This window comes from Streptomyces sp. NBC_00237, from assembly GCF_026342435.1.
GTDB lineage: Bacteria > Actinomycetota > Actinomycetes > Streptomycetales > Streptomycetaceae > Streptomyces.
Map to the genome: position 1 here is coordinate 2,072,628 of NZ_JAPEMT010000002.1, position 24,334 is coordinate 2,096,961.

Here is a 24,334-nt window from a genome sequence, read left to right on the forward strand (position 1 = left end):
TCCGTATCCCGTACCTGCTCAACGAACGGCCATGATCGCAGAGTTGAAGGATACGGAGCCGGGCCCGCCGCCGCGCGTGCGGCAGGCCCCGCAGCGCGTGCGGCGCGCCCCTCAGCGCGTGCGGCGCGTCACGAACTCGGCGAGCGCGAGCAGGTCGTCCGCCGCGCCCAGGTCCGGCACCGCCCGGCTGAGGTGCTGCACGGCCCTGGCCATGCGGTCGGCGGCCTGGCTCTGCGCCCAGTCCCGGCCTCCGGCCCGCTCCACGGCGTCGGCGGCCCGACGTACCGCGGTGGCGTCCATGGCGGGGCCCCGGTACAGCTCCGCCAGTTCGGCGGCGGCCGGGGAGCCGGAGGCCATCGCCGCCACGACGGGCAGCGACTTCTTGTGGGCGGCCAGATCGGCCCCGGCGGGCTTGCCGGTGTGGGCGGGGTCGCCCCAGATGCCGATCAGGTCGTCGATGAGCTGGAAGGCGAGGCCCGCCTCGCGGCCGAAGGCGTCCATCGCCTCGACCTCCGCCTCGCCCGCCCCCGCGTACAGCGCGCCGATCGCACACGCGCAGCCGAGCAGGGCCCCGGTCTTCGCCTCGGCCATGGTCAGGCACTCGGCGATGGTGACGTCCTGCGGCGCCCGGTTCTCGAACGCGCAGTCCGCGTGCTGGCCCTCGCAGAGCTCGATGATGCAGGCCGCGAGGCGGGCGGAAGCCTGCTGGGCGGCCGGGTGCGGGTCCTCGGCCAGGACCCGCAGGGCGAGCGCGCACATCGCGTCGCCCGCGATGATCGCGTCGGGGATGCCGAACACCGTCCAGGCCGTGGGCCGGTTCCGGCGGGTCGGGTCCTCGTCGATCACGTCGTCGTGCAGCAGGGTGAAGTTGTGCGCCAACTCCACCGCGGCAGCCGCCCGTTCCGCCTGACGGGTGTCCCCGCCGAACGCGTGCACGGCGGCCAGGACGAGGGCGGGCCTGATCGCCTTGCCCGCGTGGGCACGGTCGGCGGTGCCGTCCGCCCGCTCCCAGCCGAAGTGGTACCGGGCGATCCGGCGGACCTGCCCCGGCAGCGAGTCGACGGTCTCCCTGAGCCGGGGATCGACCGCCGACTTGGTACGGGCGAGGAGCCCGGCAGCCCCCTCCGGGCCCGCGCCCCCTTCCGGGCCTGCGGTTCCGCCGGAGCCTCCCGCGTCGCCGTCTGCCGCCCGCGTCGTGGTCATCGTCAATGCCAACTCCTCCGTACCGGGGGGTGTGGAAGCTCCCGCGACCACACCCCCGTCCACCCCGTACCCCCTCGGGCCGTCCCCTCCCCGGTCCGGTGCCTACCTCCAGCGGCCGATCTCGACGTTCTCCAGCACGCCCAGCGCGTCCGGCACCAGTACCGCCGCCGAGTAGTAGGCGGTCACCAGGTACGAGATGAGGGCCTGCTCGTCGATGCCCATGAAGCGCACCGAGAGGCTCGGCTCGATCTCGTCCGGCAGGCCGGTCTGGTGCAGCCCGATGACGCCCTGCTCCTCCAGGCCCGTACGCATGCAGATGATGGAGGTCGTACGGGCGTCGCTGATCGGGATCTTGTTGCACGGGAAGATCGGGACGCCGCGCCAGGCCGGGATCTGGTTCCCGCCCATGTCGACGCTCTCAGGCACGAGCCCCCGCTTGTTGAACTCGCGGCCGATCGCGGAGATGGCGCGCGGGTGGGCGAGGAAGAACTTGTTGCCGCGCCGCCGGGACAGCAGCTCGTCCAGGTCGTCGGGGCTGGGCACGCCGTCGTGCGGCTGGAGCCGCTGCTCGTAGTCGCAGTTGGCGAGGAGGCCGAACTCCCTGTTGTTGACCAGCTCGTCCTCCTGGCGCTCGCGGAGCGCCTCGACGGTGAGCCTGAGCTGCTGCTCGGTCTGGTTCATCGGCTGGTTGTAGAGGTCCGCGACGCGGGTGTGGACCTTCAGCACGGTCTGCGCGACGGAGAGTTCGTACTCGCGCGGAGCCGCGTCGTAGTCCACGAACGTGTGCGGTACGAGTGCCTCGCCGACGTGGCCCGCCGAGAGGTCGATGGGGGCCTCGCCGAACGTGTTGGTGCGCTGACGGGGCAGGAACGCGAGCGCGGCGAGGTGCTCGCGCAGGGAGTCCGCGCGGTCGGCGAGCGTGAGCACGTGGTTCCTGGTGAGGGCGAGGACCGTGCACGCGGTCGCGGCCTTCGCGGTGTAGCCCCAGGTGGCCTCTCCGTCGATGAGCGCCTGGTCGCCGAAGTAGGAGCCGTCTGCGAGGACGCTGAGCACCTGCTCCTCCCCGTACGGGCCGGAACCGACCTTCTCGACACGGCCGTGCGCCAGCAGGTACACGGTGTCCGCGCTGTCGCCCTGCTGGGCGATGACGTCACCGGCGGCGAACTCGCGCTGCTCGCAGCGCTGCGCGAGCTCCTGGAGCACGCCCTGGTCGCCGTACGTCCGCAGAGCGGGCAGCTCGCCCAGCTCGCCGGGGATGACGGAGACCTGGCCGCCCGTCTGCACGAAGGTCACGCGGCCGTCGCCGACCGAGTAGCTCAGCCTGCGGTTGACCCGGTACGTGCCGCCCTGGACCTGCACCCACGGAAGCATGCGCAGCAGCCAGCGGGAGGTGATCTCCTGCATCTGCGGGGCGGACTTGGTGGTGGTCGCCAAGTTCCGCGCGGCGGCCGTACCGAGACTCTGCTGCGGCGGCGCCTGCTGTTCGCGGACCTCGGAACCTGCCTCGACCGACATCTGACTCCCTCTCACGGCATATGTACGACGTATGTGCTGACCTGCGGCCGAGCCTTTCAGCACCAGGAGTCGTGGCGCCATTACACAAAAGAGTGTGACTAGATCACCGGAGAAGGGGGAATCCCGCGCGCCGGGTTGACTCCTGCGCGCCCCCTCGCGCCCCCGGACGCTTAAGTTGCATTTGAGATGCAAGTTACCTAGCGTGAAGCCATGCGGTTGACGAGATTCACCGACCTGGCACTGCGCGTCCTGATGCGCCTCGCCGTCGAGAAGGGTGAGACGCCCACCACCCGCGAGGTGGCGACGGCGATGGAGATCCCGTACACGCACACAGCGAAGGTGGTCTCCCGGCTCCAGCACCTCGGCCTGGTCGAGGCCCGCAGGGGCAGGGGCGGCGGGCTCGCGCTCACGGAGGCGGGCCGGACGGCGTCCGTCGGCGCGGTGGTCCGGGAGCTGGAAGGCCCCGGCGACGTCGTCGACTGCGAGGGCGACGCCCCGTGTCCGCTCCGGTCCGCGTGCACGCTGCGCGGGGCGCTGCGGCGGGCCCAGGAGGCGTTCTTCGCCGCGCTGGACCCTCTGACGGTGGACACGCTGGCGGGATCGCCGACGGGCCCGCTGCTGCTGAGCCTCTCGGTGACGCGCAGGGACGACTGAGCCCGACTGACCGCCGCCGCACCGACCTGTACCAGCCAATTCCGTACGCCCACGATCCGCACCTCCGCACACCCATAAATACGACTCTCACATTCCAATTAACGTCGCGAGGAACCCGGGATGCTCTCCCAGACCGCCACCACCACCGTCCGCGCCACCCTCCCCGCCATCGGCGCGGCCATCGAGGAGATCACCGCGCTCTTCTACGACAAGCTCTTCACGGCCCACCCCCAGCTCCTGCGCGACCTGTTCAACCGGGGCAACCAGGCGGCCGGAACCCAGCGCCAGGCGCTCGCCGGTTCGATCGCCGCCTTCGCGGCGCACCTCGTGGACAGGCCCGACGAGCGCCCGGACGCGATGCTCGCCCGCATAGCGCACAAGCACGCGTCACTGGGCGTGACGGCGGGCCAGTACAAGGTCGTCCACAAGCACCTGTTCGAAGCCATCGTCGAGGTGCTGGGCGACGCTGTGACGCCGGAGGTCGCGGCGGGCTGGGACGAGGTCTACTGGCTGATGGCGAACGCCCTCATCGCCCTCGAAGACCGCCTCTACGCGGAGCACGGCGTCCTGAAGGGCGACACCTGGCGCGACTGGGAGGTGGCCGGACGCGTCGAGGAGACGGCCGAGGTCGCCACCTTCCGGCTCCGCCCGGCGGACGGCCGCCCGGTCCCCGCCGCCAAGCCGGGACAGTACGTCTCCGTACAGGTGGAACTCCCGGACGGGGCACGGCAGATCCGGCAGTACAGCCTCTCCTCGGCCCCCGGTTCCGCCCTGCGCACCATCGCCGTCAAGCGCGTCGGCGACGGCGAGGTCTCCCAGCATCTGCACGCGCACGTGCGCGAGGGCGACCGGCTGCGCATCTCCGCACCGTACGGCGACCTGGTCCTGAAGGACGGCGACGCCCCCGTGCTGCTCGCCTCCGCCGGAATCGGCTGCACCCCGATGGTCTCGATGCTGGAGCACCTCGCCGCGACCGGCCGCACCGCCCCGGTGACGGTCGTGCACGCGGACCGCTCGCCCGCCACGCACCCCCTGCGCGCCGACCACGGCGCGCTCGCCGAGAAGCTCCCCTCGGCCTCCGCGCACTTCTTCTACGAGCACCCGGAGCCCGGCCACCCGGCGGGCCGCACGGGCCTGGTGGACCTGGCGGACATCGAGGTGGCGGACGGCACGCAGGCGTACCTGTGCGGCCCGCTGCCCTTCATGCGCGCGGTCCGCGAACAGCTCCTGGCCAAGGGAGTCCCGGCCGCCGACATCCACTACGAGGTGTTCGGCCCGGACCTGTGGCTGGCCGCCGCCCAGGAGTCGTGACGCAGTGTCCGGATCGGCTCGCACAGCGTACGAAGGCGCTGTCACGGAGGGTCATCTTCCGGTACAAGCGGTAGGAGCCCTTCCGCCCCCTTCGTGTACGGAGGCCCCCATGGCCAACCCCCTCTCCGCCGACGCCTTCCTGTCCGCCCTGCGCGCCGAGGGGGTGACCGTGGTCGAGGTCGGCAACTGGCGCACCCACAACCGGCACGGCCACGGCCCGTGGGGCCCGGTGCACGGCGTGATGATCCACCACACGGTCACCCGGGGCACCGCCTCGACCGTCGCCCTGTGCCGCGACGGCCACGCGGGCCTGCCGGGCCCGCTGTGTCACGGCGTCGTCGCCAAGGACGGCAAGGTCCACCTGGTCGGCTACGGCCGGGCCAACCACGCGGGCCTCGGCGACGACGACGTCCTGCGCGCCGTCATCGCCGAAAAGCGCCTGCCTCCTGACAACGAGGCCAACACGGACGGCAACCGCCACTTCTACGGCTTCGAGTGCGAGAACCTCGGCGACGGCCAGGATCCGTGGCCGGACGCCCAGCTGGAGGCGATCGAACGGGTCTCGGCGGCGATCTGCCGGGCCCACGGCTGGAGGTCGGGTTCGGTGCTCGGCCACCTGGAGTGGCAGCCGGGCAAGATCGACCCGAAGGGCTTCGGGATGGACTGGATGCGGGACCGGGTCCGCGACCGGCTGAAGTAGACCGCCTGAGGTGGACCGCCTGACGGGTCCGCCTGAGGTGAACTGCCTGACGGGTCCGCCTGAAGGCAGGACTCCTGACGGCAGGACGCCTGAAGCAGTGCGCGGCAGGTCAGCGGGGTCGCGGGACAATGGCCGGGTGCCCGCCGACACCCTCCGCCCCCGCCTCCCCTCCCCCCTCGTCCCCGTCCACGACGACCGCTTCGAGCGCCACGGCGTCCGCCTCCTCCTCAAGCGCGACGACCTGATCCACCCGGACCTCCCCGGCAACAAGTGGCGCAAGCTCGCGCCCAACCTCCGCGCCGCCGACGGCCGCCCCCTCCTCACCTTCGGCGGCGCCTACTCCAACCACCTCCGGGCCACCGCCGCCGCGGGCCGCCTGCTGTCCGTCCCCACCGTGGGCGTCGTACGCGGCGACGAACTCGCCGACCGCCCCCTCAACCCCTCCCTCGCCCAGTGCGCCGCCGACGGCATGCGCCTGCACTTCGTCTCCCGTACGGAATACCGCCGCCGCGCCGACCCCGCCTACCTGGCGGAACTCCTCCCGGCCACCCCCTTCCCCGAGGCGTACGTCGTCCCCGAGGGCGGCAGCAACGCCCTCGCCGCCCAGGGCTGCACGGAACTCGGCCGCGAACTCCACGGCGTGACGGACGTGGCCGCCGTCGCCTGCGGAACCGGCGGCACCCTCGCGGGCCTGGCCGGGGGCCTGGCCCCCGGCCAGCGTGCGATCGGCGTCCCGGTCCTCAAGGGCGGCTTCCTGGAGCACGAGGTCGTACGCCTCCAGCTCGCGGCCTTCGGAGCCCGCCGGGGCGACTGGTCCCTCGCCGAGGACTTCCACTGCGGGGGCTACGCGCGCACAACCCCGGAACTGCTGGCCTTCGCGACGGACTTCGAGGCCCGCCACGGCCTGCCGGTCGAGCGCCTCTACGTCGCGAAGCTCCTGTACGCCCTGGTGACCCTGACGGCACGGGGTGCCTTCCCCCCGGGCACCCGCCTGACCGCGGTCGTGACCGGCCGCCCCTGACCGACGCCTACTCCTCGCGCCAGCCCGCCGCCTCCTCCAGGTCCAGCCTCCGCAGCAGCGTCCGCAGCATCTCGTCGTCGATCCGCCGCGTGTCCCGCAGCTCCACGAACACCGCCCGCTCCGCGTCGATGACCTCCCGCGCCACCCGCCGGTACGTCTCGTCCGCCGACTCGCCGGTCTCCTCGTTGACCGCCCCCAGCCGCTCCCACACCGCGTTGCGTCGCCGCTCCAGCACCGTCCGCAACCGGTCCTCCAGCGGTCCCGGCAGCGCGTTGGCCGTATCCGCCAGGAGCTCGTCCAGCCGGGCCTCGGCCGCCGTCGACGCCTCGCTCTGCGCCTGCGCCTCCGCCAGCGTCTGCGCGTACACGTCCCGGCCCGGCACCTTCAGCGCGCGGATCAGCGGCGCCAGCGTCAGCCCCTGCACCCCCAGCGTTCCGATCACCGTCGTGAACGTCAGGAACAGAATCAGGTTCCGCCCCGGAAACGGCTCCCCCTCCGCCGTCATCGGAATCGAGAAGGCGATGGCCAGCGAGACCACGCCCCGCATCCCCGCCCACCCCACGATCACCGGAGCCGCGACCGTCGTGTCCGGCTCCCGCCTGCGAATCCGCTCCGACAGCAACCGGGGCAGATACGTCGCCGGGAACACCCACGCGAACCGCACCGCCACCACCACCAGGAACACCACGACCGCGTACCCGACCGCTTCCCACCCCTTGTACGGCCCGAGCCCCGCCAGCACCACCGGCAGCTGCAACCCGATCAGCGCGAACACCGCCGATTCGAGGACGAAGGAGACCATCTTCCAGACCGCCGCCTCCTGGAGCCGCGTACCGAAGTCGACCTTCCACGACCGGTGCCCGATGAACAGCGCGACGACGACCACCGCCAGCACCCCGGACGCGTGCACGTACTCGGCCGTCGCATACGCGACGAAGGGAATCAGCAACGACAGCGTGTTCTGGAGGATCGGTTCCTTCAGCCGGGTCCGCAGCCAGTGCATCGGCACCATCAGCAACAGGCCCACCCCGACCCCGCCCACCGCGGCCACCACGAACTCCAGCACCCCCGCGCTCCAGCTCGCCCCCTCCCCGACCGCCGCCGCCAGAGCCACCTTGTACGCCGTGATGGCCGTGGCGTCGTTGACCAGGGATTCCCCCTGGAGGATCGCGGTGATCCTCGGCGGCAGCCCCAGCCTGCGGGCGATGGCGGTGGCCGCCACCGCGTCCGGCGGTGCGATCACCGCCCCGAGCACCAGGGCGGAGGTCAGCGGCAGCCCCGGCACGACCAGATGGACCACCCACCCGACGATCACGGTCGCGAACAGCACATACCCCACCGACAGGAACGCGACGGGCCGCAGATTCGCCCGCAGGTCCAGGTACGAGCTCTCCAGCGCGGCGGTGTGCAGCAACGGCGGCAGCAGCAACGGCAGCACGATGTGCGGGTCGAGCGCGTACTCCGGCACCCCCGGCACGAACGACGCGGCGATCCCCACCGCGACCAGCAGCAGCGGCGCCGGAATCGGCGTGCGCCGGGCGAACCCGGCGACCACGGCACTCCCCGCGATCAGCGCGAGCAGCGGAGTTGCGTCCATCGGAATGCGGCCTCGTCCCGGTCGGCAGTACGTCGTGCACCCAGCACGTCGTGTCGTACGCACGCAGCGTCACGCCACACACGCACCACTTCATGAACAATGGCCATCATGAACGACTGTCCGCACGTCGAAGAGCTGCACCACCCCGCACCCGAGCCGCTCAGCGACACCTGTCTCGAATGCCTGGCCACCGGCACCCACCCCGTGCAGCTGCGCCTCTGCCTCAGCTGCGGGCACGTCGGCTGCTGCGACTCCTCCCCCGGCCGCCACGCCACCACGCACTTCGGCGACACCGGCCACCCGGTGATGCGCAGCTTCGAGCCCGGCGAGAGCTGGCGCTGGTGCTTCGTCGACGGTTCGATCGTCTGAGGCTTGGGTACGTCAACCCCTCGTCGGTAACGTCCAATTGGGCCCCGCACACCCCTAGCCACTGTGCGTGCTCATGGGCTTACCATGTGTGACACCTGTCCGGGCAGGGGGCCCGGCGACACGGGGCGGCGGATCGCGATAGCGTCACCGGCGATAGACGTATCAGACGTACCGCTTGTGCCACCTTGGAGGTGAGGGTGTCCCCTATCGCAGGCGAGCCCGGGAACCAGGACTTCGTGGAGGTCCGGCTGCCCGCTGCGGGTGCCTACCTGTCGGTGCTGCGTACGGCCACGGCCGGACTCGCAGCGCGTTTGGACTTCACCCTCGACGAGATCGAGGACTTGCGCATCGCGGTCGACGAGGCGTGCGCGATCCTGCTTCAGCAGGCCGTGCCCGGCTCCGTCCTCAGCTGCGTGTTCCGGCTGGTGGACGACTCACTGGAAGTGACGGTGACGGCGCCCACCACCGACGGCCGCGCTCCCGAGCGCGACACGTTCGCGTGGACGGTGCTGTCCGCACTCGCCGGCAAGGTCGACGCGACCGTCGCCGACGACAAAACGGTCAGCATCAGCCTGTACAAACAGCGCGGCGCGGGCCCCGGTCCGGTATGAGCGGGGACGGGCCGGTGCGGGACGACGAGCGCAGCAGGCGGGCGCTGAACGGGATTCCTGAGCAGCAGGCCCGCCCGCACCCGGCGGAAGAAGCTCAGGCGGCAGAGTGGGCGGCGGACCAGATGAGCGACGAGAAGCGCGGCGACGAACACCGCGACGAAAAGCACTCCGACGAGAAGCACGCCGGCGAACGGCAATCGGGCGAGAAGCACGACGGGGCCCCGGACGGGGCCCCGGAGGCGTCCGAGCCGCACCGGGAGCGCGCGGACCACGACGTTCCGCACAACCCCCGGGACCGCTCCGGCGCGCGCCTGCTCTTCATCGAGCTGCGCGAGCTGGCGGACGGTTCGCCGGAGAAGGCCGAGCTGCGCAACCGCCTGGTGCGGATGCACCTGCCGCTGGTCGAGCACCTGGCGCGGCGCTTCCGCAACCGGGGGGAGCCGCTGGACGACCTCACCCAGGTCGCCACGATCGGGCTGATCAAGTCGGTCGACCGGTTCGACCCGGAGCGCGGCGTGGAGTTCTCCACGTACGCGACTCCCACGGTCGTCGGCGAGATCAAGCGGCACTTCCGCGACAAGGGCTGGGCGGTACGGGTGCCGCGCCGCCTCCAGGAGCTGCGGCTCTCGCTGACCTCGGCGACGGCGGAGCTCTCCCAGCAGCACGGCCGCTCGCCGACCGTGCACGAGCTGGCGGAGCGCCTGGCGATCTCCGAGGAGGAGGTGCTGGAGGGCCTGGAGTCGGCCAACGCGTACTCCACGCTGTCCCTGGACGTCCCCGACACGGACGACGAGTCCCCGGCGGTCGCCGACACCCTGGGCTCGGAGGACGTGGCGCTGGAGGGCGTCGAGTACCGGGAGTCCCTCAAGCCGCTCCTGGAGGACCTCCCGCCGCGCGAGAAGAAGATCCTGCTGCTGCGCTTCTTCGGGAACATGACCCAGTCGCAGATCGCCCAGGAGGTCGGCATCTCCCAGATGCACGTCTCCCGGCTGCTGGCCCGCACCCTGGCCCAGCTCCGCGAGAAGCTGCTGGTGGAGGAGTAACGGGTTCCGTCGCCTACGGAAATCCGTCGCGTACGGAACGGGGCTCGTGCGGCGCTCAGGCGCCGCGCGGGCCCCGCTTGATGCCCAGGGCGTCCACGACGGCCGGGTTGAGCAGCAGCGCCAGCGAGGCGACGGCGACCACGCCGAGCGCGATGCCGGACGGGATCGAGAAGGCCCCGTCGGTGGTCATCAGGGTGTACGCGACGGGCAGCGCCATGAGCTGCGTGATGACGGCGGGCCCCCGGCTCCAGCTCTTGCGGGTCCGCAGCCCGTTCGCGGCGAGCAGCGGCAGCACCGCGAGCGCGATGAGGGTGAGCCCGCCCATCTCGGCCTGCTCGGGCCGGTCGGGGGTGCCCAGGAGCCCCATCACGAGCATGTACAGCCCTACGGCGACCAGCGCGAGGCCCTCCGCCGCGACGAGCGCCGCAGCGGCCCCCAGCCGGGCGGGGCGGGCCTCGCGCGGGTGCGGCACGACGGGCGACTCGGGCAGCGGCTGCTCTTCCTGCGGCTGCGGTACGGGCTGGTGCGCGGGCTTCCCGGCGGACTTCCGTGCGGACTTTTTACTCACTCTTGCAGAGTAACGAGACCCCGCGGGGCCCAGCACGCGAACCCCTCGCTCCGACCTTCACACCCCCACCCCGGTAACCTGCACCGCATGCGCGCACTTCTCGTGGTCAATCCGGCAGCAACCACCACCAGTGCCCGCACCCGGGACGTCCTGATCCACGCCCTCGCCAGCGAGATGAAGCTGGAGACGGTCACCACGGAGTACCGGGGACACGCCCGGGACCTGGGCCGACGGGCCGCCGACAACGCGGACACGGTCGATCTGGTGGTCGCGCTGGGCGGCGACGGCACCGTCAACGAGGTCGTCAACGGACTGCTGCACGACGGACCCGACCCCGAACGCCTTCCCGGATTCGCCGTCGTGCCCGGCGGCTCCACGAATGTGTTCGCCCGCGCGCTCGGCCTTCCGAATGACGCCGTAGAGGCGACCGGCGCGCTTTTGGACGCGTTGCGTACCGGAAGCGAACGCACAGTGAGCCTCGGGCTCACAAAGGGCGTACCGGGAACGGAGGACGAGGCCGTTCCGGAGCGCTGGTTCACTTTCTGTGCCGGTCTCGGATTCGACGCCGGAGTCATCGGCCGGGTCGAACAGCAGCGCGAGCGCGGAAAGCGGTCGACGCACGCCCTCTATCTCCGTCAGGTGGTCCGCCAATTCCTGGAGGAACCGCATCGCAGGCACGGTGTGATTTCTCTGGAGAGGCCCGGTGAGGACCCGGTGACCGACCTCGTTCTGTCGATAGTCTGCAACACCTCCCCCTGGACCTACCTGGGGAATCGCCCCTTGTACGCCTCCCCGGAGGCGTCCTTCGACACCGCGCTGGACGTGCTGGGACTCAGCCGTCTCTCCACCCCTGCGGTCACCCGTTACGCGACGCAGCTCCTCACTTCCACGCCGGAGCGCGGCCCGCACGGCAAGCACGCCGTCTCCCTGCACGACCTGACGGACTTCACCTTGCATTCGAAGGTGCCACTGCCCCTTCAAATGGACGGTGACCACCTTGGGTTGCGTACGAGCGTCGCGTTCACAGGCGTTCGCCGTGCACTGCGTGTGATTGTGTGAGTGGAAGGGCCTAAAGTCCTTTATCTCGAACGTACGGACTGCCATCCACCCGCTAGAAGTACGGCTGTGACCTAGCCGACACCGAGGAATCAAAAAAAACTTCTCGGAAGGGGTTGTATCCGCCGACGAGGTTTGCGAGTCTCTTCATGGCGATCGGGACGGCCCGCAACACCGGCCTCCCTGAGAACCAGAATCCCTCCTCACACTCAGGACCACAACCAGTGTTCGCTGGAAGTCGGCCCTTCCCCTGTGAGGGGATTCGTGAAAGCGTTCACATTCACAAGCAACGTGCATGTCACAAGGAGAGGTAGCAGCCATGGACTGGCGTCACAACGCCGTTTGTCGTGAGGAAGACCCGGAGCTGTTCTTCCCCATCGGCAACACCGGTCCTGCGCTGCTGCAGATCGAGGAAGCCAAGGCCGTCTGCCGCCGCTGCCCCGTCATGGAGCAGTGCCTGCAGTGGGCGCTCGAGTCCGGCCAGGACTCGGGTGTCTGGGGTGGCCTCAGCGAGGACGAGCGCCGCGCGATGAAGCGCCGTGCCGCTCGCAACCGGGCGCGCAACGCGACCGCCTGACCCACCCCCTGCTTCGAGCTTGAGCTCGGCGGCGCATACAGCGCGTATGCAGTCACCGCCCCCGAATCGCAGCGCGCAGTACCCCCCAATGCGCAGTAAAGCGTGAGCAGTTGAGCCCCGGACCGTCACCTCGGTCCGGGGCTCGTTGCTGTTCCCGTGCGTTTTTCCGTGCGGCTCGCCGTAGGGCTTCCCGTGACGGCTTCCCGTAGGGCTTCCCGTACGGGAAGCCCTACGGGGCGTCACTTCTGCGGGCGTACCGGAATGTCCAGCACCACACGGGTGCCGTGCTCGGAGCCTCGGACCATGTCGAAGGACCCGCCCAACTCGCCCTCCACCAGGGTCCGGACGATCTGGAGGCCGAGGTTCCCGGCCTTCTGCGGGTCGAAGCCCTCGGGCAGTCCGCACCCGTCGTCGATCACGGTGATCAGCAGGCGCGCCTCCGCGGAGGTACCGCCGCGCAGGGCGGAGACCTCGACGGTGCCCTCGTCGCCGGGGGCGAAGGCGTGCTCCAGGGCGTTCTGCAGAATCTCCGTCAGCACCATGGAGAGCGGAGTGGCGACCTCGGCGTCGAGGATGCCGAAGCGGCCGGTCCGACGGCACGTCACCTTTCCCGGCGAGATCTCCGCGACCATCGCGAGCACCCGGTCGGCGATCTCGTCGAACTCGACGCGCTCGTCCAGGTTCTGGGACAGCGTCTCGTGGACGATCGCGATCGAACCCACGCGCCGCACGGCCTCGTTGAGGGCTTCGCGGCCCTGGTCGGAGTCCATCCTGCGGGACTGGAGTCTCAGGAGGGCCGCGACCGTCTGGAGGTTGTTCTTCACCCGGTGGTGGATCTCCCGGATGGTGGCGTCCTTGGTGATCAACTCCCGCTCGCGGCGGCGGAGTTCGGTGACGTCCCGGCACAGGACGAGGGAGCCGATCCGGGTGCCCTTGGGCTTGAGCGGGATGGCTCGCAGCTGGATCACTCCCCCGCTGCCCTCGACCTCGGTCTCCCGGGGCGCGTACCCGCTGGCCAGCTTGACCAGGGCCTCGTCGACCGGGCCCCGGGACGGGGCGAGTTCGGCGGTGGCCTGGCCGAGGTGATGGCCCACCAGGTCGGAAGCGAGGCCGAGGCGGTGGTACGCGGAGAGCGCGTTGGGGCTCGCGTACTGGACGATGCCGTCGGCGTCGAGACGGATCAGGCCGTCACCGACGCGCGGGGAGGCGTCCATGTCGACCTGCTGGCCGGGGAACGGGAATGATCCGGCGGCGATCATCTGGGCCAGGTCGGAGGCGCTCTGGAGGTACGTCAGCTCCAGACGGCTCGGGGTACGGACCGTGAGGAGGTTCGTATTGCGGCCGATGACACCGAGGACGCGGCCCTCGCGGCGCACGGGGATGGACTCGACGCGGACCGGGACCTCCTCGCGCCACTCCGGGTCGCCCTCGCGCACGATCCGGCCCTCGTCGAGGGCGGCGTCGAGAAGCGGGCGACGGCCGCGCGGGACCAGGTGGCCGACCATGTCGTCGTGGTACGAGGTGGGGCCGGTGTTCGGCCGCATCTGCGCCACGGAGACGTAACGGGTGCCGTCGAGGGTGGGGACCCACAGCACGAGGTCGGCGAAGGACAGGTCGGAGAGCAGTTGCCACTCCGAGACCAGCAGGTGGAGCCACTCAAGGTCGGACTCGCTGAGGGCGGTGTGCTGGCGTACGAGATCGTTCATGGAGGGCACGGGGTCGAACATACCCGTAACCTGTGCGACAACCGGCCGTGCGCAGGCGTAGACAGGGGTTAGTGGTCTAGTCCACAATGGCCGGGCAAAGCTTCATCCTCCCCGCACAGGAGGATGAAATCGAGGGACTGGCGCTCTCTGCCCTGACTGCGCCCGCCCCTCCTCACGGCCGGAGGCACCGCACACCACCGGCCGATGCAACTCCGGGCTGCGGTGCCGGGTGGGCTGAGGGTCCCGCCGGGCGCCGTGGCCCGCGGGTGTTTCCGTGGGTTCTTCCGCAGGTGTTTCCGTGGGCTTTCACGTGGCCCGTTGCGTCGCCTGCTGCGGCCAGGCGCGCATCGCCAGGGCCGCCATCGCCTCCAGGTCCTCCCTGCTCGCCCCGTCGCGGGACTGCTGCGACATGCCCTGGAGCACGGCGCCGGAGAAGCGGGCCAGGGCCTCGGGGTCCGTGCCGGGCGGGAGGGCGCCGGTCGCCGCGTCCGCGCGGACGCGGGACGCGAAGGCGGCGATGCTGGCCTCGCGGCGGGCGCGCAGGGACTCCTCGACCTCGGGCGTCGAGCAGTTGGTCGCGGCGGAGATCATCAGGCAGCCGTGCGGGTGGGCCGGGTCCGTGTACGCGGCCGCCGCTTCGTGGAGCAGGCGGGCGATGGCGGCGCGGGCGGTGGGCTCCTCCTCCAGGGCGCGGGTGCCGAAGGCGCCGTGCGTGTCGGCGTACCGGTCCACGACCTCCGCGAAGAGGGCCTTCTTGTCGCCGAAGGCGGCGTAGAGGCTGGGGGCGCCGATGCCCATGACGCGGGTGAGGTCGGCGACCGAGGTCGTCTCGTAACCGTGTTCCCAGAAGGCGAGCGTGGCCTTTTCGAGGGCTGCTTCGCGGTCGAAGGAGCGGGGCCGGCCGCGCTGTCTCGTCGCCATGCCCCCCATTCTATAGCGCCCGCTAGATATGTACCGCCCCCCTCCTCCCCACCCAGCCCCCTTGAACAGCGGACCCTCCGCCTCCGCCCAGCCCCCTTGGCCGGCGGACCCTCCGCCTCCGCCCAGCCCCCTTGGCCGGCGGACCCTCCGCCTAGCCCCCTTGGACTCCGCCCCACCCCGCCGAGCCCCCTTGGGCGGCGGGGCCGCCCCCGGGGGCGGAACGGGCGGGCAAGGGGGCGGCCCCCCTCGCTCCGGGCCCACCCCGGAGCACCCCCGCCCCGCCCCGCTACCGGCGCACCCCTCGCAAGGGGGCCCGCCCCGGTGCTGCCCGCCGTTACCTCGCCCCATGGGTGCGCCGCACCCCGGTGCGCCTGCGGCGGGCCGCCCCAGACCCACCCCTTCACCTAAACTCGCGAGGCTTGGGGGTCGAATGTGCGGGTGCGTTGGGGCTGGGCGCGCAGTTCCCCGCGCCCCTAAAGGGGCACGTCCACGCGAGCCCCAGCGGAGCAGGGAGCGCACGCGCGGCGGAGCCGCACAGTGACACAGCCCCGCGCCCCTAAAGGGGCACGTCCCGTCCGGCCCCAGCGGAGCCGGGAGCGCACGCGCGGCGGAGCCGCACAGTGGCACAGCCCCGCGCCCCTGGAATCGCTACCGCGTCTCCGTCACCTTCGCCAAAGCCCTCGGAGCATCCGGATCCTGCCCCCTCGCGATCGTCACCTCATAGGCCAGGAGCTGGAGCGGCAGGATGTCCAGCACCGGCTGAAGCTCCTCCGGCACCCCCTCCGTCGGTACGGCGAAACCGGACGACGCCCTCTCCACCTGCGCCGCGGGCCCGACCACGAAGAGGTCCGCCCCCCGCCCCCGCAACCGGTCCAGCACCGGCTGCAGCGCCTCCCCGCCCCTCCCAGAGGTCACCACCGCGATCACCGGCGAGATGTTGTCCACCATGGCCAGCGGCCCGTGCAGCAGGTCCGCCCCGGAGTAGGAGAGCGCGGGAATGTAGCTCGTCTCCATCAGCTTCAGCGCCGCCTCCTGCGCGGTCGGGTACCCGTAGCCCCGCGACGTGATCACCATCCGCTCGGCGAAGCGGTAGCGCGACGCCAGGTGCCGCACCTCCTCCTGGCGGGCCAGAATCCCCTCCGCCAGCTCCGGCAGCCCGGCCGCCGTCCGTGTCCCGTCCCGGGACTGGAGCCCCTGGACCAGCAGGTACAGACAGAGCAGCGAGGCCGTGTACGTCTTGGTCGCCGGGAGCGCCTTCTCCGGCCCGGCCAGGATGTCGACGTGGTACTCCGAGACCGCCGCCAGGGGCGAGTCGGGGTTGTTGGTGACGGCGAGGGTGATCGCGCCCGCCTCCCGCGCGGCCCGCGTCGAGGCGACCAGGTCCGGGGAGCCCCCGGACTGGCTGACCGTGATGACCAGGACGTCGCGCAGGCTCGGCCGGGCCCCGTACGCCGTGGTGGTGGACATCGAGGTCAGGCCGCAGGGCAGGCCCATCTGGATTTCCAGGAGGTACTTGGCGTAGAGGGCCGCGTTGTCCGACGTTCCGCGCGCGGTGAGCAGGACGAAGCGGGGGCTCTTCGCCGCGATCGACTGCGCCGTCTCGAAGATCCGCGGGGCCGCCTCCGCCAGGATCCGGCGCAGTACGGCGGGCTGCTCCGCCATCTCGGCCGCCATGATCCGGCCCGGGCGTTCGGCGACGGAGGAGGGGGAAGAAGGGGAAGGGGTCGGGGGAGGCGCGGACATCCCTTGCGCCGGTCGTTCTACGGGGGACATCGGCGGACCTCCCGGACCTGCCTCGCAGCGGCTCTCAAGGTGACGAATGGTGGACCCCAGTCGACCATGGGGGTTCACGGGCCCGCCAGCCGAAGGACGGCCGGAAGTACGAGGAAAGTACGAGGAAAGTACGCGGACGGACAGCCGGGAGACCGACGAAGCGGAGGACGGGTGGGAAGCACCCCTCTGCTAGATTGGTCTATACCATAGATCGTCAAGCCCCCCTCATGACCCCGGGTTTACCCGGGTGGCCCGGTCTCCACTCCACACAGACAGACAGGCAGGCATCAGCGTGGAAGTTGTCATCGTTCCGGACGCCAAGGCAGGCGGCGAGATCATCGCGCAGAGCATCGCCGACCTGCTGGGCAGCAAGCCCGACGCCCTGCTCGGTGTCGCCACCGGTTCGTCCCCGCTGCCCATCTACACGGCCCTGACCGCCAAGGTCGCCGCCGGTGAGGTGGACGCGTCGAAGGCCCGGATCTGCCAGCTCGACGAGTACGTGGGGCTGCCGGTCGGGCACCCCGAGTCGTACCGCGCGACCGTCCTGCGCGAGGTCGTCGAGCCCCTCGGGCTGACCGAGGCGTCGTTCTTCGGCCCCGACGGGTCGGCCGAGGACGTGCAGGCCGCGTGCGAGGCGTACGACAGGGCGCTCGGTGAGGCGGGCGGCGTGGATCTCCAGATCCTGGGAATCGGCACCGACGGGCACATCGGCTTCAACGAGCCGTGCTCCTCGCTGGCGTCCCGCACCCGCATCAAGACGCTGACGCAGCAGACCATCGACGACAACGCGCGCTTCTTCGACGGCGACACCGCCCAGGTCCCGCGCCACGTCATCACCCAGGGCATCGGCACCATCCTGGACGCCCGTCACCTGGTGCTGCTGGCCACCGGCGAGGGCAAGGCCGAGGCCGTCGCGCAGACCGTCGAGGGGCCGCTCTCCGCGCTCGTACCGGCGTCCGCGCTCCAGCTCCACCCGCACGCGACCGTCGTCGTCGACGAGGCCGCCGCCTCCAAGCTGAAGCTGGCGGACTACTTCCGTCACACGTACGCCAACAAGCCGGTGTGGCAGGGGCTGTAAGCCTCCGCCGTACGGCACGCGAAAGGCGTACGGCACGCGAAAGGCCGGGCACCCCCGCAGCGGGGGCCCGGCCTTTCGTCTGTGCGGAGCAGGGTCAGCGACCGGCGATGGCCTCCGCCGCCGCCTGACCGCACACCCGTGCCGCACCGCACGTCGCCACGTGCAGCGCGCCGCGCGGAGTCGACTGAGGGACGCCCATCTCGACCACGACCGTGTCCGGACGGGCCGCGAGGAGCGCGTCCAGGGCCGCCGCCATCCAGGGGTGGCGGTGTTCGTCGCGTACGACGGCGACGATCCGGCGGTCGCCCGCGGCGGCCAGGACGGCCTCGGCCGTGCAGGTCTCCGCGCTGAACGTGCCCGTCTCGGTGCCCGGGAGCAGGCGCGTCAGGTCGGCGGCGACGCCCCACGGGGTCTCGTCGCCCACCGCGATGTTCGCGACCGGGGTGAGCGCCGCGACGTACGGGGCGGACCTGACGGGGGTGGCGCCGGGGGCCCGGACGACCCGGACGGCACGGCGGGCGGCGACCAGGCCGACCTCACGGTTGGTCTCGTTGCCGGGCGCGGTCCCCTCCTGCACTTCCGCACCCGGCCCCGAAGCCTCGCGGGCCTGCCGCGTCCACGCGGCCAGGGCCCGAACCCGTGCCGCCGCGTCGGCCAGCCGCTCCTCCGGCAGTTCGCCGGAGCGGACCGCCAGGACCAGCGCGTCGCGCAGTCGCAGGACGGTCTCCTCGTCGGCGAGGCCGCCGCCGACGCAGATCGCGTCGGCGCCCGCGGCGATCGCCAGGACGGAGCCGCGCTCGATTCCGTACGTCGCGGAGATGGCCTGCATCTCCATGCCGTCCGTGATGATCAGCCCCTGGTAGCCCAGCTCCTCACGCAGCAGACCGGTGAGAATCTGCGGGCTGAGAGTCGCAGGACGGGTGGGGTCGAGCGCAGGGAGAAGAATATGCGCACTCATGACCGATTTGGAACCTGCTGCGATCGCTGCCCGGAAAGGCACCAGCTCACGGGCGTGCAGTGTGGCGAGGTCCACATCGATGCGGGGCATGTCGTGGTGCGAGTCGACGTTCGTGTCGCCGTGGCCGGGGAAGTGCTTGGTGCAGGCGGCGACGCCTGATGCCTGGAGGCCCTCGACGTACGCGGCCGTGTGCCGGGCCACGAGCTGCGGGTCGGCGCCGAAGGAGCGCACGCCGATGACCGGGTTGCCCGGGTCGGAGTTGACGTCGGCCGACGGGGCCCAGTTGAGGTTGACGCCGCACTCGGCGAGACGGCGGCCCAGCTCGCGGGCGACGTCACGTGTCAGGGCCACGTCGTCGACCGCGCCGAGCGCCAGGTTGCCGGGGAAGGAGGAGCCGCCGCGCACTTCGAGGCGGGTGACGTCGCCGCCCTCCTCGTCGATGGCGACCAGGACGTCGTCACGCTCGGTACGCAGCTGGGCGGTGAGGGCCGCGAGCTGCTCGGGCGAGGCGATGTTGCGGCCGAACAGGCCGACGGAGGACAGCCCCTCCCCCACGCTGCGCAGCAGCCAGTCGGGGGCGGAGGTGCCGGTGAAGCCGGGCTGGAGGACGGCGAGGGCGTCCCGGGTGAGGGTGTCCGTGCGGCTGATGAGCGTCGTCATGGCTGCGTTATCCCTTCACCGCGCCGTCGGTCAGACCACTGACCGCCTTGCGCTGGAGGAAGACGAAGAGGATGAGGATCGGAATGGCGAAGAGCGAGGACGCCGCCATCGTCGCACCCCAGTCGTCGCCGAACTGGGTCTGGAACTGCGAGAGCCACAGCGGCAGGGTCTGGAACTCGACCTGCTTGTTCAGGATCAGCACCATGGGGAATTCGTTCCACGCGGTGATGAATCCGAAGAGCGAGGTGGACATCAGGCCGGGGGCCAGCAGCGGCAGGATCACCTTGACGAACGCCTGACGGCGGGTGCAGCCGTCCACCATCGCGGACTCCTCCAGCTCCTTGGGCACCGCGGCGACGAAGCCGCGCAGCGTCAGGAGGGTGAAGGGCAGCACCATGACCATGTAGAAGAGGGTCAGCGGGATCAGGCTGTTGAGCATGTCCGCGTCGCGCACGATGAAGTAGATCGCGATGACCATGACTTCCCAGGGCGCCATCTGCGCCACCATGAAGCCGATGATGAATCCGCGCCGTCCCTTGAAGCGCATCCGGGCCAGGGCGAAGGAGCCGGCCAGGGCGAGGATCAGGGAGAAGACCACCGCGAGGATCGTGACGGTGAGCGAGTTGCGCACCATGGTGCCGAAGTTCTCGGCGTCGATCGCGGTCTTGAAGTGCTCGAAGGTGATGTCCGTCGGGAACCAGACGGGGTCCTCGGAGACGATGTCCGGCGTCTTCTTGAACGCCGTGGCGAACATCCAGTAGACGGGGAAGACGAATCCGATGACGAGCAGTACTGCCGTCGCGTTGGGCCAGATGCGGCCGAGCAGCGAGCGCTTCATCGCTCGTCCTCCTCTTGCTTAAGAACGATCCGCAGGTAGTACGCGGTGAGCAGCAGCAGGATCAGGATCGTCAGGACGGAGATCGCCGAGCCCATGCCGAAGTGCTGGTTGCCCATGCCCTCGATGAAGGCATAGACGGGCAGGATCTCGGTGAGCCGGTCGGGGCCGCCCGCGTTGATCGCGTAGACCTGCACGAACGCCTTGAAGACCCAGATGATCTCCAGGAACGTCGTGGCGAACAGGAAGGGCTTCAGGAACGGCATGGTGACCGAGGTGAAGCTCTTCCACACGCCCGCGCCGTCCAGCGAGGCCGCTTCGTACAGCTCCTTGGAGATCGTCGTGGTCGCCGCGTACAGGTTCAGCGCCACGAAGGGGATCGACTGCCAGACGATCAGCACCGTGATCACGAAGAAGGTGGAGAGCTGGCTGCCGGTCCAGTTGTACTCGGCCATGGAGTGGAAGCCGATGGCGTCCAGCACCCAGTTGACGACACCGAAGCGCTGGGCGAAGAGCCACTGGTAGACGGTGGTCGCGGCGACGACGGGCATCGCCCAGGCGAGCACCAGGCCGATCAGCAGGAAGACCCGCATGCGCTTGCCGAGGCGGGCGAGCAGCAGTCCGATCAGGGTGCCCAGCACCATGATCAGGACGACGTTGACCGCGGTGAAGACCAGCGAGCGGCCGGTGACGTTCCAGAAGTCCGCGCTGCCGAGGACCTCGCCGTAGTTGTCGACGCCGTTCCACTCGGTGAGGTGCTGGATCAGCTGCCTCATGTTGAGGTTCTGGAACGAGATCAGGAGGTTCTTGACCAGGGGCCAGCCCAGGAAGATCAGGACGGCTGCCACCGGGGGCAACAGCAGCAGATAGGGGGTGAGCGATCCGGCTCTGCGGCTCTTCTTGCCCGGATCGACCGGATCGGAGCCGGCCCCCTTGAGGTTCTCCGTCGGACCGGAGGGCGGTCGTTCGGTCTGCACGGTCATGCTCGCCATCTCTTCCTAGGCGCACTGCAGGACGCAGTGAGGGCACTGCGGGACACAGCCGGCGGGGAGGCACACGGCTGACTGCCGGGTTCCGGCCCCCTCCAGGCTGCGGAGGGGGCCGGAACCCGGCAGGCGGGTTACTGCTTCTGCGCGAGGCGCTTGTTCAGCTCGGCCTCGACCTGCTTGGCGGCGTCCGCCGGGGTCTTACCGTTCAGGACCGCCGTGAGGTAGGTCTTGATCGGGTTCGGGTTGTTCTCGACCGCGGCCCACTCCGGGATGAGCGGCGTGGTGCCACCGAACTTGGCCGACGGCGCGGCGGCCTCGGCGACCGGGTTGCCGACCAGGTTGGAGTTGAGCGACTCCTTGTTCGGGATGACGCCGGACTCCTTGGCGATCGCACCCTCGAACTTGTCGGACAGGGCGATCTTCAGGAACTCCTTGGCGAGCTCCTGCTTCTTGCTGCCCGCGGCGACGGCGAGGTTGGAGCCGCCGAGGAAGACGCCCTCGGGCTTGTCGGCGGTCTCACCGGGGATGGTGAAGTAGCCGATGTCCTTCTCCAGCGCCGGGTTGGCCTTGACCGCCGTGGCGGCCTCCCAGCCCATGGCGATCATCGCGCCGGTCTTGCCCTTGGCGAAGACGTCGGCCTGCTGCGGGGTCGCCTCGTCCTTGTCCTTGGGGGCCTTGGAGTAGGACTGGTACTTCTTGTAGAGCTCGGCGGCCTCGCCGATCTTGGGGTCGGCCAGGTTGGAGACCCACTTGTCCCCGTCCTTCTTGATCAGCTCCGCACCCTTGCCGATGGTGATGCCGTCGAAGAAGTACCAGTTCTGGCCGGGCAGGTAGAGGGGCTCGGCCTTGCCCTTGGCCTTGATCTTGTCGAGAGCCTTGAAGAAGTCGTCACGGGTCTTGGGGGCCTCGGTGACACCGGCGTCCTTGAAGACCGCCTTGTTGTAGACCACGACGCGGTTGGCGAACCACCACGGGGCGGCGAACTGCTTGCCGTCGACGACCGCGGCCTTGTTGAAGTTCTCGGCCCAGTCCGCGCCGACGCCCTTCTTGAGGTCGTCCAGCTCGGCGAGGCCGCCGGTCTTGGCGTACGCGGCGGTCTGCGTGTTGCCGATCTCGAAGACGTCGGGAGGGTTCTCCTCGGAGAGGGCGGTCGTCAGCTTCTGCTGGATGCCCTCCCACTTCTGCACCTCGAACTTGAGCTTCGCACCGGTCTTCTTCTCGAACTCGGCGGTCAGGTCCTTGGTCCAGTTCGGCGGGGTCGAGCCGTCCATGGCCCAGACAGTCAGCGTCTCGCCCTTGAACCCGTCGGCGCCGGCCTTCTTGCCGCCGTCGCTGCCCTTGCTGTCCGAACCGCCACACGCCGCGACGCTGACCAACATGCCGGCGACGCCAATCGCCGCGATGAGCTTGCGCTTCATTACGCCACTCTCCTGCTCAGGGATGCCTGCAACCCCCTGCCCACCGCGAGGACAACGCACGAAGTACGGCCTGTGGGACTGGGACCTGGTCTTTAATGGTTTAGACCAGTAGCTGGAGCTTGGCCTAGACCTTTTGGGGTGTCAAGGGTGTGTAAGACCACTCGTTGCGTCCGTTATCGGACCGACACCTGGACCCTCGAAGGAGTTCACAAAGGGCTCTTGGACCCCCGCACTCCCGGGCGACGCGGTGTATAAGAAGGAATCGCGCGGAGCCCGAGCCCCGCGTGGCGGACCGTGCCACCATCCATGTGAGCCGCGACAGACGGAGGAGCCGGTGACGGCAGCAGCGCAGGAGCCGGAAGGGCGGACCATGATCACCGACGGGGGACTCACGGAGAGCACCACGAGCGGCACGAGTACGGGGACCACGATGACCGGCACGAACGGTATGAGCGGCACGAACGGGGAGGGGAACACCCCCGCCACCACCCGCACCGCCCGCGTGCCGAAGTACTACCGCCTCAAGCGGCACCTGCTCGACATGACCGAAACTCTCCCCCCGGGCACCCCGGTGCCCCCGGAGCGCACCCTCGCCGCCGAGTTCGACACCTCCCGCACCACCGTCCGCCAGGCCCTCCAGGAACTGGTGGTCGAGGGACGCCTGGAGCGCATCCAGGGCAAGGGCACCTTCGTCGCCAAGCCGAAGGTCTCGCAGTCCCTCCAACTCACCTCGTACACCGAGGACATGAGGGCCCAGGGCCTCGAACCCACCTCGCAGCTCCTGGACATCGGGTACGTCACCGCGGACGACACCCTCGCCGGGCTGCTCGACATCACCACCGGTGGGCGCGTCCTGCGCATCGAGCGTCTGCGTCTGGCGAGCGGCGAGCCGATGGCGATCGAGACAACTCACCTGTCCGCCAAGCGATTTCCGGCCCTGCGCCGCTCCCTGGTGAAGTACACCTCGCTCTACACGGCCCTCGCCGAGGTCTACGACGTACGGCTGTCGGAGGCCGAGGAGACCATCGAGACCTCCCTCGCCACCCCGCGCGAGGCGGGGCTGCTCGGCACGGACGTCGGCCTGCCGATGCTGATGCTTTCGCGCCACTCCCTCGACAGGGGCGGGGAGCCGGTGGAGTGGGTCCGCTCGGTGTACCGGGGCGACCGCTACAAATTCGTAGCCCGCCTCCAACGCCCCCAGGACTAACACCCCCGACTCCCGCCCCCCTCCTGGCGACAGTCCCCCCGCCCCTTCGAACCCCCTCGGGCGGCGGGGCCCACCCCCTCCGCCTCCGCCTCCCCAGCCCCCTTGGGCGGCGGGGCCGCCCCCCGGGGGCGGAACGGGCGGGCAAGGGGGCGGCCCCCCTCGCTCCGGGCCCACCCCGGAGCCGCCCGCCGTTACCCCGCCCCATAGGTGCGCCGCACCCCAGTGCGCCTGCGGCGGGCCGCCCCAGACCCTTCCCCAAGCTCTCAACTTCGTTCGAGCAGGGGAGACCCCATCCTTCACCTAAACTCGCGAGGCTTGGGGGTCGGACGTGCGGGTGCGTGGGGGCTGGCCGCGCAGTTCCCCGCGCCCCTGAGGGCATGCTCCGCAGCCCCAGCGACAGAGAGCGCGGCGAAGCCGCACAGGAACGCAGCCCCGCACCCCCAACGGGGCACCGGCAAGTTGCCATTGGTACCCCCACTGACCTGCGGTGGTCGCCCCGTTTCCGTACCGATATACGGACAGGGGGTTACACGGCACGGTCACACCCCCTAGATTTCGCGCACG

22 protein-coding genes are annotated in these 24,334 nt (G+C 70.5%); 11 read left to right on the forward strand and 11 right to left on the reverse strand.

Annotation, left to right across the window (positions count from 1 at the left end; translation table 11 throughout):
- Positions 1–111: 111 nt before the first annotated feature.
- Together OG897_RS22930 and OG897_RS22935 are read right to left on the reverse strand one after the other, a co-directional pair.
- Positions 112–1,203 carry a family 2 encapsulin nanocompartment cargo protein polyprenyl transferase gene (locus tag OG897_RS22930; RefSeq protein WP_266659069.1) on the reverse strand — a complete coding sequence of 364 codons (1,092 nt, stop codon included), beginning with the start codon at positions 1,201–1,203 and terminating at the stop codon, positions 112–114.
- Between the two features lie 102 nt (positions 1,204–1,305).
- Complete coding sequence (locus OG897_RS22935) at positions 1,306–2,718, reverse strand: family 2B encapsulin nanocompartment shell protein (protein ID WP_266659070.1); 1,413 nt, start codon at positions 2,716–2,718, stop codon at positions 1,306–1,308.
- Between the two features lie 210 nt (positions 2,719–2,928).
- On the opposite strand from OG897_RS22935, the gene OG897_RS22940 reads away from it, so the two are divergent.
- From OG897_RS22940 to OG897_RS22955, 4 genes are all read left to right on the forward strand, one after another.
- Positions 2,929–3,372, forward strand: coding sequence for an Rrf2 family transcriptional regulator (locus OG897_RS22940; RefSeq protein WP_266659071.1), 444 nt, complete (start codon positions 2,929–2,931; stop codon positions 3,370–3,372).
- A gap of 120 nt (positions 3,373–3,492) precedes the next feature.
- On the forward strand, positions 3,493–4,683 hold the full coding sequence (locus OG897_RS22945) for a globin domain-containing protein (protein WP_266659072.1): 1,191 nt from the start codon (positions 3,493–3,495) through the stop codon (positions 4,681–4,683).
- A 109-nt stretch (positions 4,684–4,792) separates the two neighbouring features.
- Positions 4,793–5,383, forward strand: a complete 591-nt coding sequence (locus OG897_RS22950) for an N-acetylmuramoyl-L-alanine amidase (RefSeq protein ID WP_266659073.1) — start codon at positions 4,793–4,795, stop codon at positions 5,381–5,383.
- Positions 5,384–5,519: 136 nt separating this feature from the next.
- Positions 5,520–6,404, forward strand: coding sequence for a 1-aminocyclopropane-1-carboxylate deaminase/D-cysteine desulfhydrase (locus OG897_RS22955; RefSeq protein ID WP_266659074.1), 885 nt, complete (start codon positions 5,520–5,522; stop codon positions 6,402–6,404).
- Positions 6,405–6,411: 7 nt separating this feature from the next.
- On the opposite strand, the gene OG897_RS22960 is transcribed toward OG897_RS22955, so the two are convergent.
- Entirely contained in the window at positions 6,412–8,001 is a 1,590-nt protein-coding gene (locus OG897_RS22960) for a Na+/H+ antiporter (protein WP_266659075.1), read from the reverse strand.
- Positions 8,002–8,109: 108 nt separating this feature from the next.
- Here OG897_RS22960 and OG897_RS22965 point away from each other — a divergent pair, with 108 nt between their 5' ends.
- The 3 genes from OG897_RS22965 to OG897_RS22975 all read left to right on the forward strand — a co-directional run bounded on the left by OG897_RS22965 (position 8,110) and on the right by OG897_RS22975 (position 10,024).
- Positions 8,110–8,370 (forward strand): UBP-type zinc finger domain-containing protein, encoded by a 261-nt coding sequence (locus OG897_RS22965; protein WP_266659076.1) that lies wholly within the window; start codon positions 8,110–8,112, stop codon positions 8,368–8,370.
- Positions 8,371–8,567: 197 nt separating this feature from the next.
- Complete coding sequence (locus OG897_RS22970; protein WP_266659077.1) at positions 8,568–8,981, forward strand: anti-sigma regulatory factor; 414 nt, start codon at positions 8,568–8,570, stop codon at positions 8,979–8,981.
- Complete coding sequence (locus OG897_RS22975; RefSeq protein ID WP_266659078.1) at positions 8,978–10,024, forward strand: RNA polymerase sigma factor SigF; 1,047 nt, start codon at positions 8,978–8,980, stop codon at positions 10,022–10,024. The genes OG897_RS22970 and OG897_RS22975 overlap by 4 nt, the downstream gene beginning before the upstream one ends.
- Positions 10,025–10,079: 55 nt before the next feature.
- On the opposite strand, the gene OG897_RS22980 is transcribed toward OG897_RS22975, so the two are convergent.
- Positions 10,080–10,514, reverse strand: coding sequence for a hypothetical protein (locus OG897_RS22980; protein WP_266660421.1), 435 nt, complete (start codon positions 10,512–10,514; stop codon positions 10,080–10,082).
- 165 nt (positions 10,515–10,679) lie between these two features.
- Between OG897_RS22980 and OG897_RS22985 the strand changes: the two genes are divergently transcribed.
- Positions 10,680–11,651, forward strand: coding sequence for a diacylglycerol kinase family protein (locus OG897_RS22985; RefSeq protein WP_266659079.1), 972 nt, complete (start codon positions 10,680–10,682; stop codon positions 11,649–11,651).
- Between the two features lie 316 nt (positions 11,652–11,967).
- Positions 11,968–12,225, forward strand: coding sequence for a WhiB family transcriptional regulator (locus tag OG897_RS22990; RefSeq protein WP_004937597.1), 258 nt, complete (start codon positions 11,968–11,970; stop codon positions 12,223–12,225).
- A gap of 239 nt (positions 12,226–12,464) precedes the next feature.
- On the opposite strand, the gene OG897_RS22995 is transcribed toward OG897_RS22990, so the two are convergent.
- From OG897_RS22995 to OG897_RS23005, 3 genes are all read right to left on the reverse strand, one after another.
- Positions 12,465–13,931 (reverse strand): sensor histidine kinase, encoded by a 1,467-nt coding sequence (locus OG897_RS22995; protein WP_266660423.1) that lies wholly within the window; start codon positions 13,929–13,931, stop codon positions 12,465–12,467.
- A gap of 306 nt (positions 13,932–14,237) precedes the next feature.
- Complete coding sequence (locus OG897_RS23000) at positions 14,238–14,852, reverse strand: TetR/AcrR family transcriptional regulator (protein WP_266659080.1); 615 nt, start codon at positions 14,850–14,852, stop codon at positions 14,238–14,240.
- A 648-nt stretch (positions 14,853–15,500) separates the two neighbouring features.
- Positions 15,501–16,595: an SIS domain-containing protein gene (locus tag OG897_RS23005; RefSeq protein ID WP_266659081.1), complete on the reverse strand. Its 1,095-nt coding sequence runs from the start codon at positions 16,593–16,595 to the stop codon at positions 15,501–15,503.
- A gap of 322 nt (positions 16,596–16,917) precedes the next feature.
- Between OG897_RS23005 and nagB the strand changes: the two genes are divergently transcribed.
- Entirely contained in the window at positions 16,918–17,703 is a 786-nt protein-coding gene (nagB, locus tag OG897_RS23010) for a glucosamine-6-phosphate deaminase (protein WP_266659082.1), read from the forward strand.
- A 94-nt stretch (positions 17,704–17,797) separates the two neighbouring features.
- On the opposite strand, the gene OG897_RS23015 is transcribed toward nagB, so the two are convergent.
- The 4 genes from OG897_RS23015 to OG897_RS23030 form a co-directional block, all read right to left on the reverse strand.
- A complete protein-coding gene (locus OG897_RS23015) occupies positions 17,798–19,321 on the reverse strand; it encodes a glycoside hydrolase family 3 protein (protein WP_266659083.1) in 1,524 nt (507 codons plus the stop codon).
- Between the two features lie 7 nt (positions 19,322–19,328).
- Positions 19,329–20,159: a carbohydrate ABC transporter permease gene (locus OG897_RS23020; protein ID WP_266659084.1), complete on the reverse strand. Its 831-nt coding sequence runs from the start codon at positions 20,157–20,159 to the stop codon at positions 19,329–19,331.
- Positions 20,156–21,139 carry a carbohydrate ABC transporter permease gene (locus OG897_RS23025; RefSeq protein ID WP_266659085.1) on the reverse strand — a complete coding sequence of 328 codons (984 nt, stop codon included), beginning with the start codon at positions 21,137–21,139 and terminating at the stop codon, positions 20,156–20,158. Before OG897_RS23025 ends, OG897_RS23020 begins: the two co-directional genes overlap by 4 nt.
- Before the next feature lie 137 nt (positions 21,140–21,276).
- On the reverse strand, positions 21,277–22,563 hold the full coding sequence (locus OG897_RS23030; RefSeq protein ID WP_266659086.1) for an extracellular solute-binding protein: 1,287 nt from the start codon (positions 22,561–22,563) through the stop codon (positions 21,277–21,279).
- Between the two features lie 430 nt (positions 22,564–22,993).
- Here OG897_RS23030 and OG897_RS23035 point away from each other — a divergent pair, with 430 nt between their 5' ends.
- A complete protein-coding gene (locus tag OG897_RS23035) occupies positions 22,994–23,770 on the forward strand; it encodes a GntR family transcriptional regulator (protein WP_266660425.1) in 777 nt (258 codons plus the stop codon).
- Positions 23,771–24,334: the final 564 nt, after the last annotated feature.

Coding starts and splice junctions, on each gene's coding strand:
- OG897_RS22985 (WP_266659079.1), top strand. CDS start 10,680: ATGCGCGCACTTCTCGTGGTCAATCCGGCAGCAACCACCACCAGTGCC.
- OG897_RS23030 (WP_266659086.1), bottom strand. CDS start 22,563: ATGAAGCGCAAGCTCATCGCGGCGATTGGCGTCGCCGGCATGTTGGTC.
- OG897_RS22940 (WP_266659071.1), top strand. CDS start 2,929: ATGCGGTTGACGAGATTCACCGACCTGGCACTGCGCGTCCTGATGCGC.
- OG897_RS22935 (WP_266659070.1), bottom strand. CDS start 2,718: ATGTCGGTCGAGGCAGGTTCCGAGGTCCGCGAACAGCAGGCGCCGCCG.
- OG897_RS22975 (WP_266659078.1), top strand. CDS start 8,978: ATGAGCGGGGACGGGCCGGTGCGGGACGACGAGCGCAGCAGGCGGGCG.
- OG897_RS23005 (WP_266659081.1), bottom strand. CDS start 16,595: ATGTCCGCGCCTCCCCCGACCCCTTCCCCTTCTTCCCCCTCCTCCGTC.
- OG897_RS23015 (WP_266659083.1), bottom strand. CDS start 19,321: ATGACGACGCTCATCAGCCGCACGGACACCCTCACCCGGGACGCCCTC.
- OG897_RS22990 (WP_004937597.1), top strand. CDS start 11,968: ATGGACTGGCGTCACAACGCCGTTTGTCGTGAGGAAGACCCGGAGCTG.
- OG897_RS22960 (WP_266659075.1), bottom strand. CDS start 8,001: ATGGACGCAACTCCGCTGCTCGCGCTGATCGCGGGGAGTGCCGTGGTC.
- OG897_RS23025 (WP_266659085.1), bottom strand. CDS start 21,139: ATGACCGTGCAGACCGAACGACCGCCCTCCGGTCCGACGGAGAACCTC.
- OG897_RS23035 (WP_266660425.1), top strand. CDS start 22,994: ATGACCGGCACGAACGGTATGAGCGGCACGAACGGGGAGGGGAACACC.
- OG897_RS22965 (WP_266659076.1), top strand. CDS start 8,110: ATGAACGACTGTCCGCACGTCGAAGAGCTGCACCACCCCGCACCCGAG.
- OG897_RS23020 (WP_266659084.1), bottom strand. CDS start 20,159: ATGAAGCGCTCGCTGCTCGGCCGCATCTGGCCCAACGCGACGGCAGTA.
- OG897_RS22950 (WP_266659073.1), top strand. CDS start 4,793: ATGGCCAACCCCCTCTCCGCCGACGCCTTCCTGTCCGCCCTGCGCGCC.
- OG897_RS22995 (WP_266660423.1), bottom strand. CDS start 13,931: ATGAACGATCTCGTACGCCAGCACACCGCCCTCAGCGAGTCCGACCTT.
- OG897_RS23000 (WP_266659080.1), bottom strand. CDS start 14,852: ATGGCGACGAGACAGCGCGGCCGGCCCCGCTCCTTCGACCGCGAAGCA.
- OG897_RS22945 (WP_266659072.1), top strand. CDS start 3,493: ATGCTCTCCCAGACCGCCACCACCACCGTCCGCGCCACCCTCCCCGCC.
- OG897_RS22930 (WP_266659069.1), bottom strand. CDS start 1,203: ATGACCACGACGCGGGCGGCAGACGGCGACGCGGGAGGCTCCGGCGGA.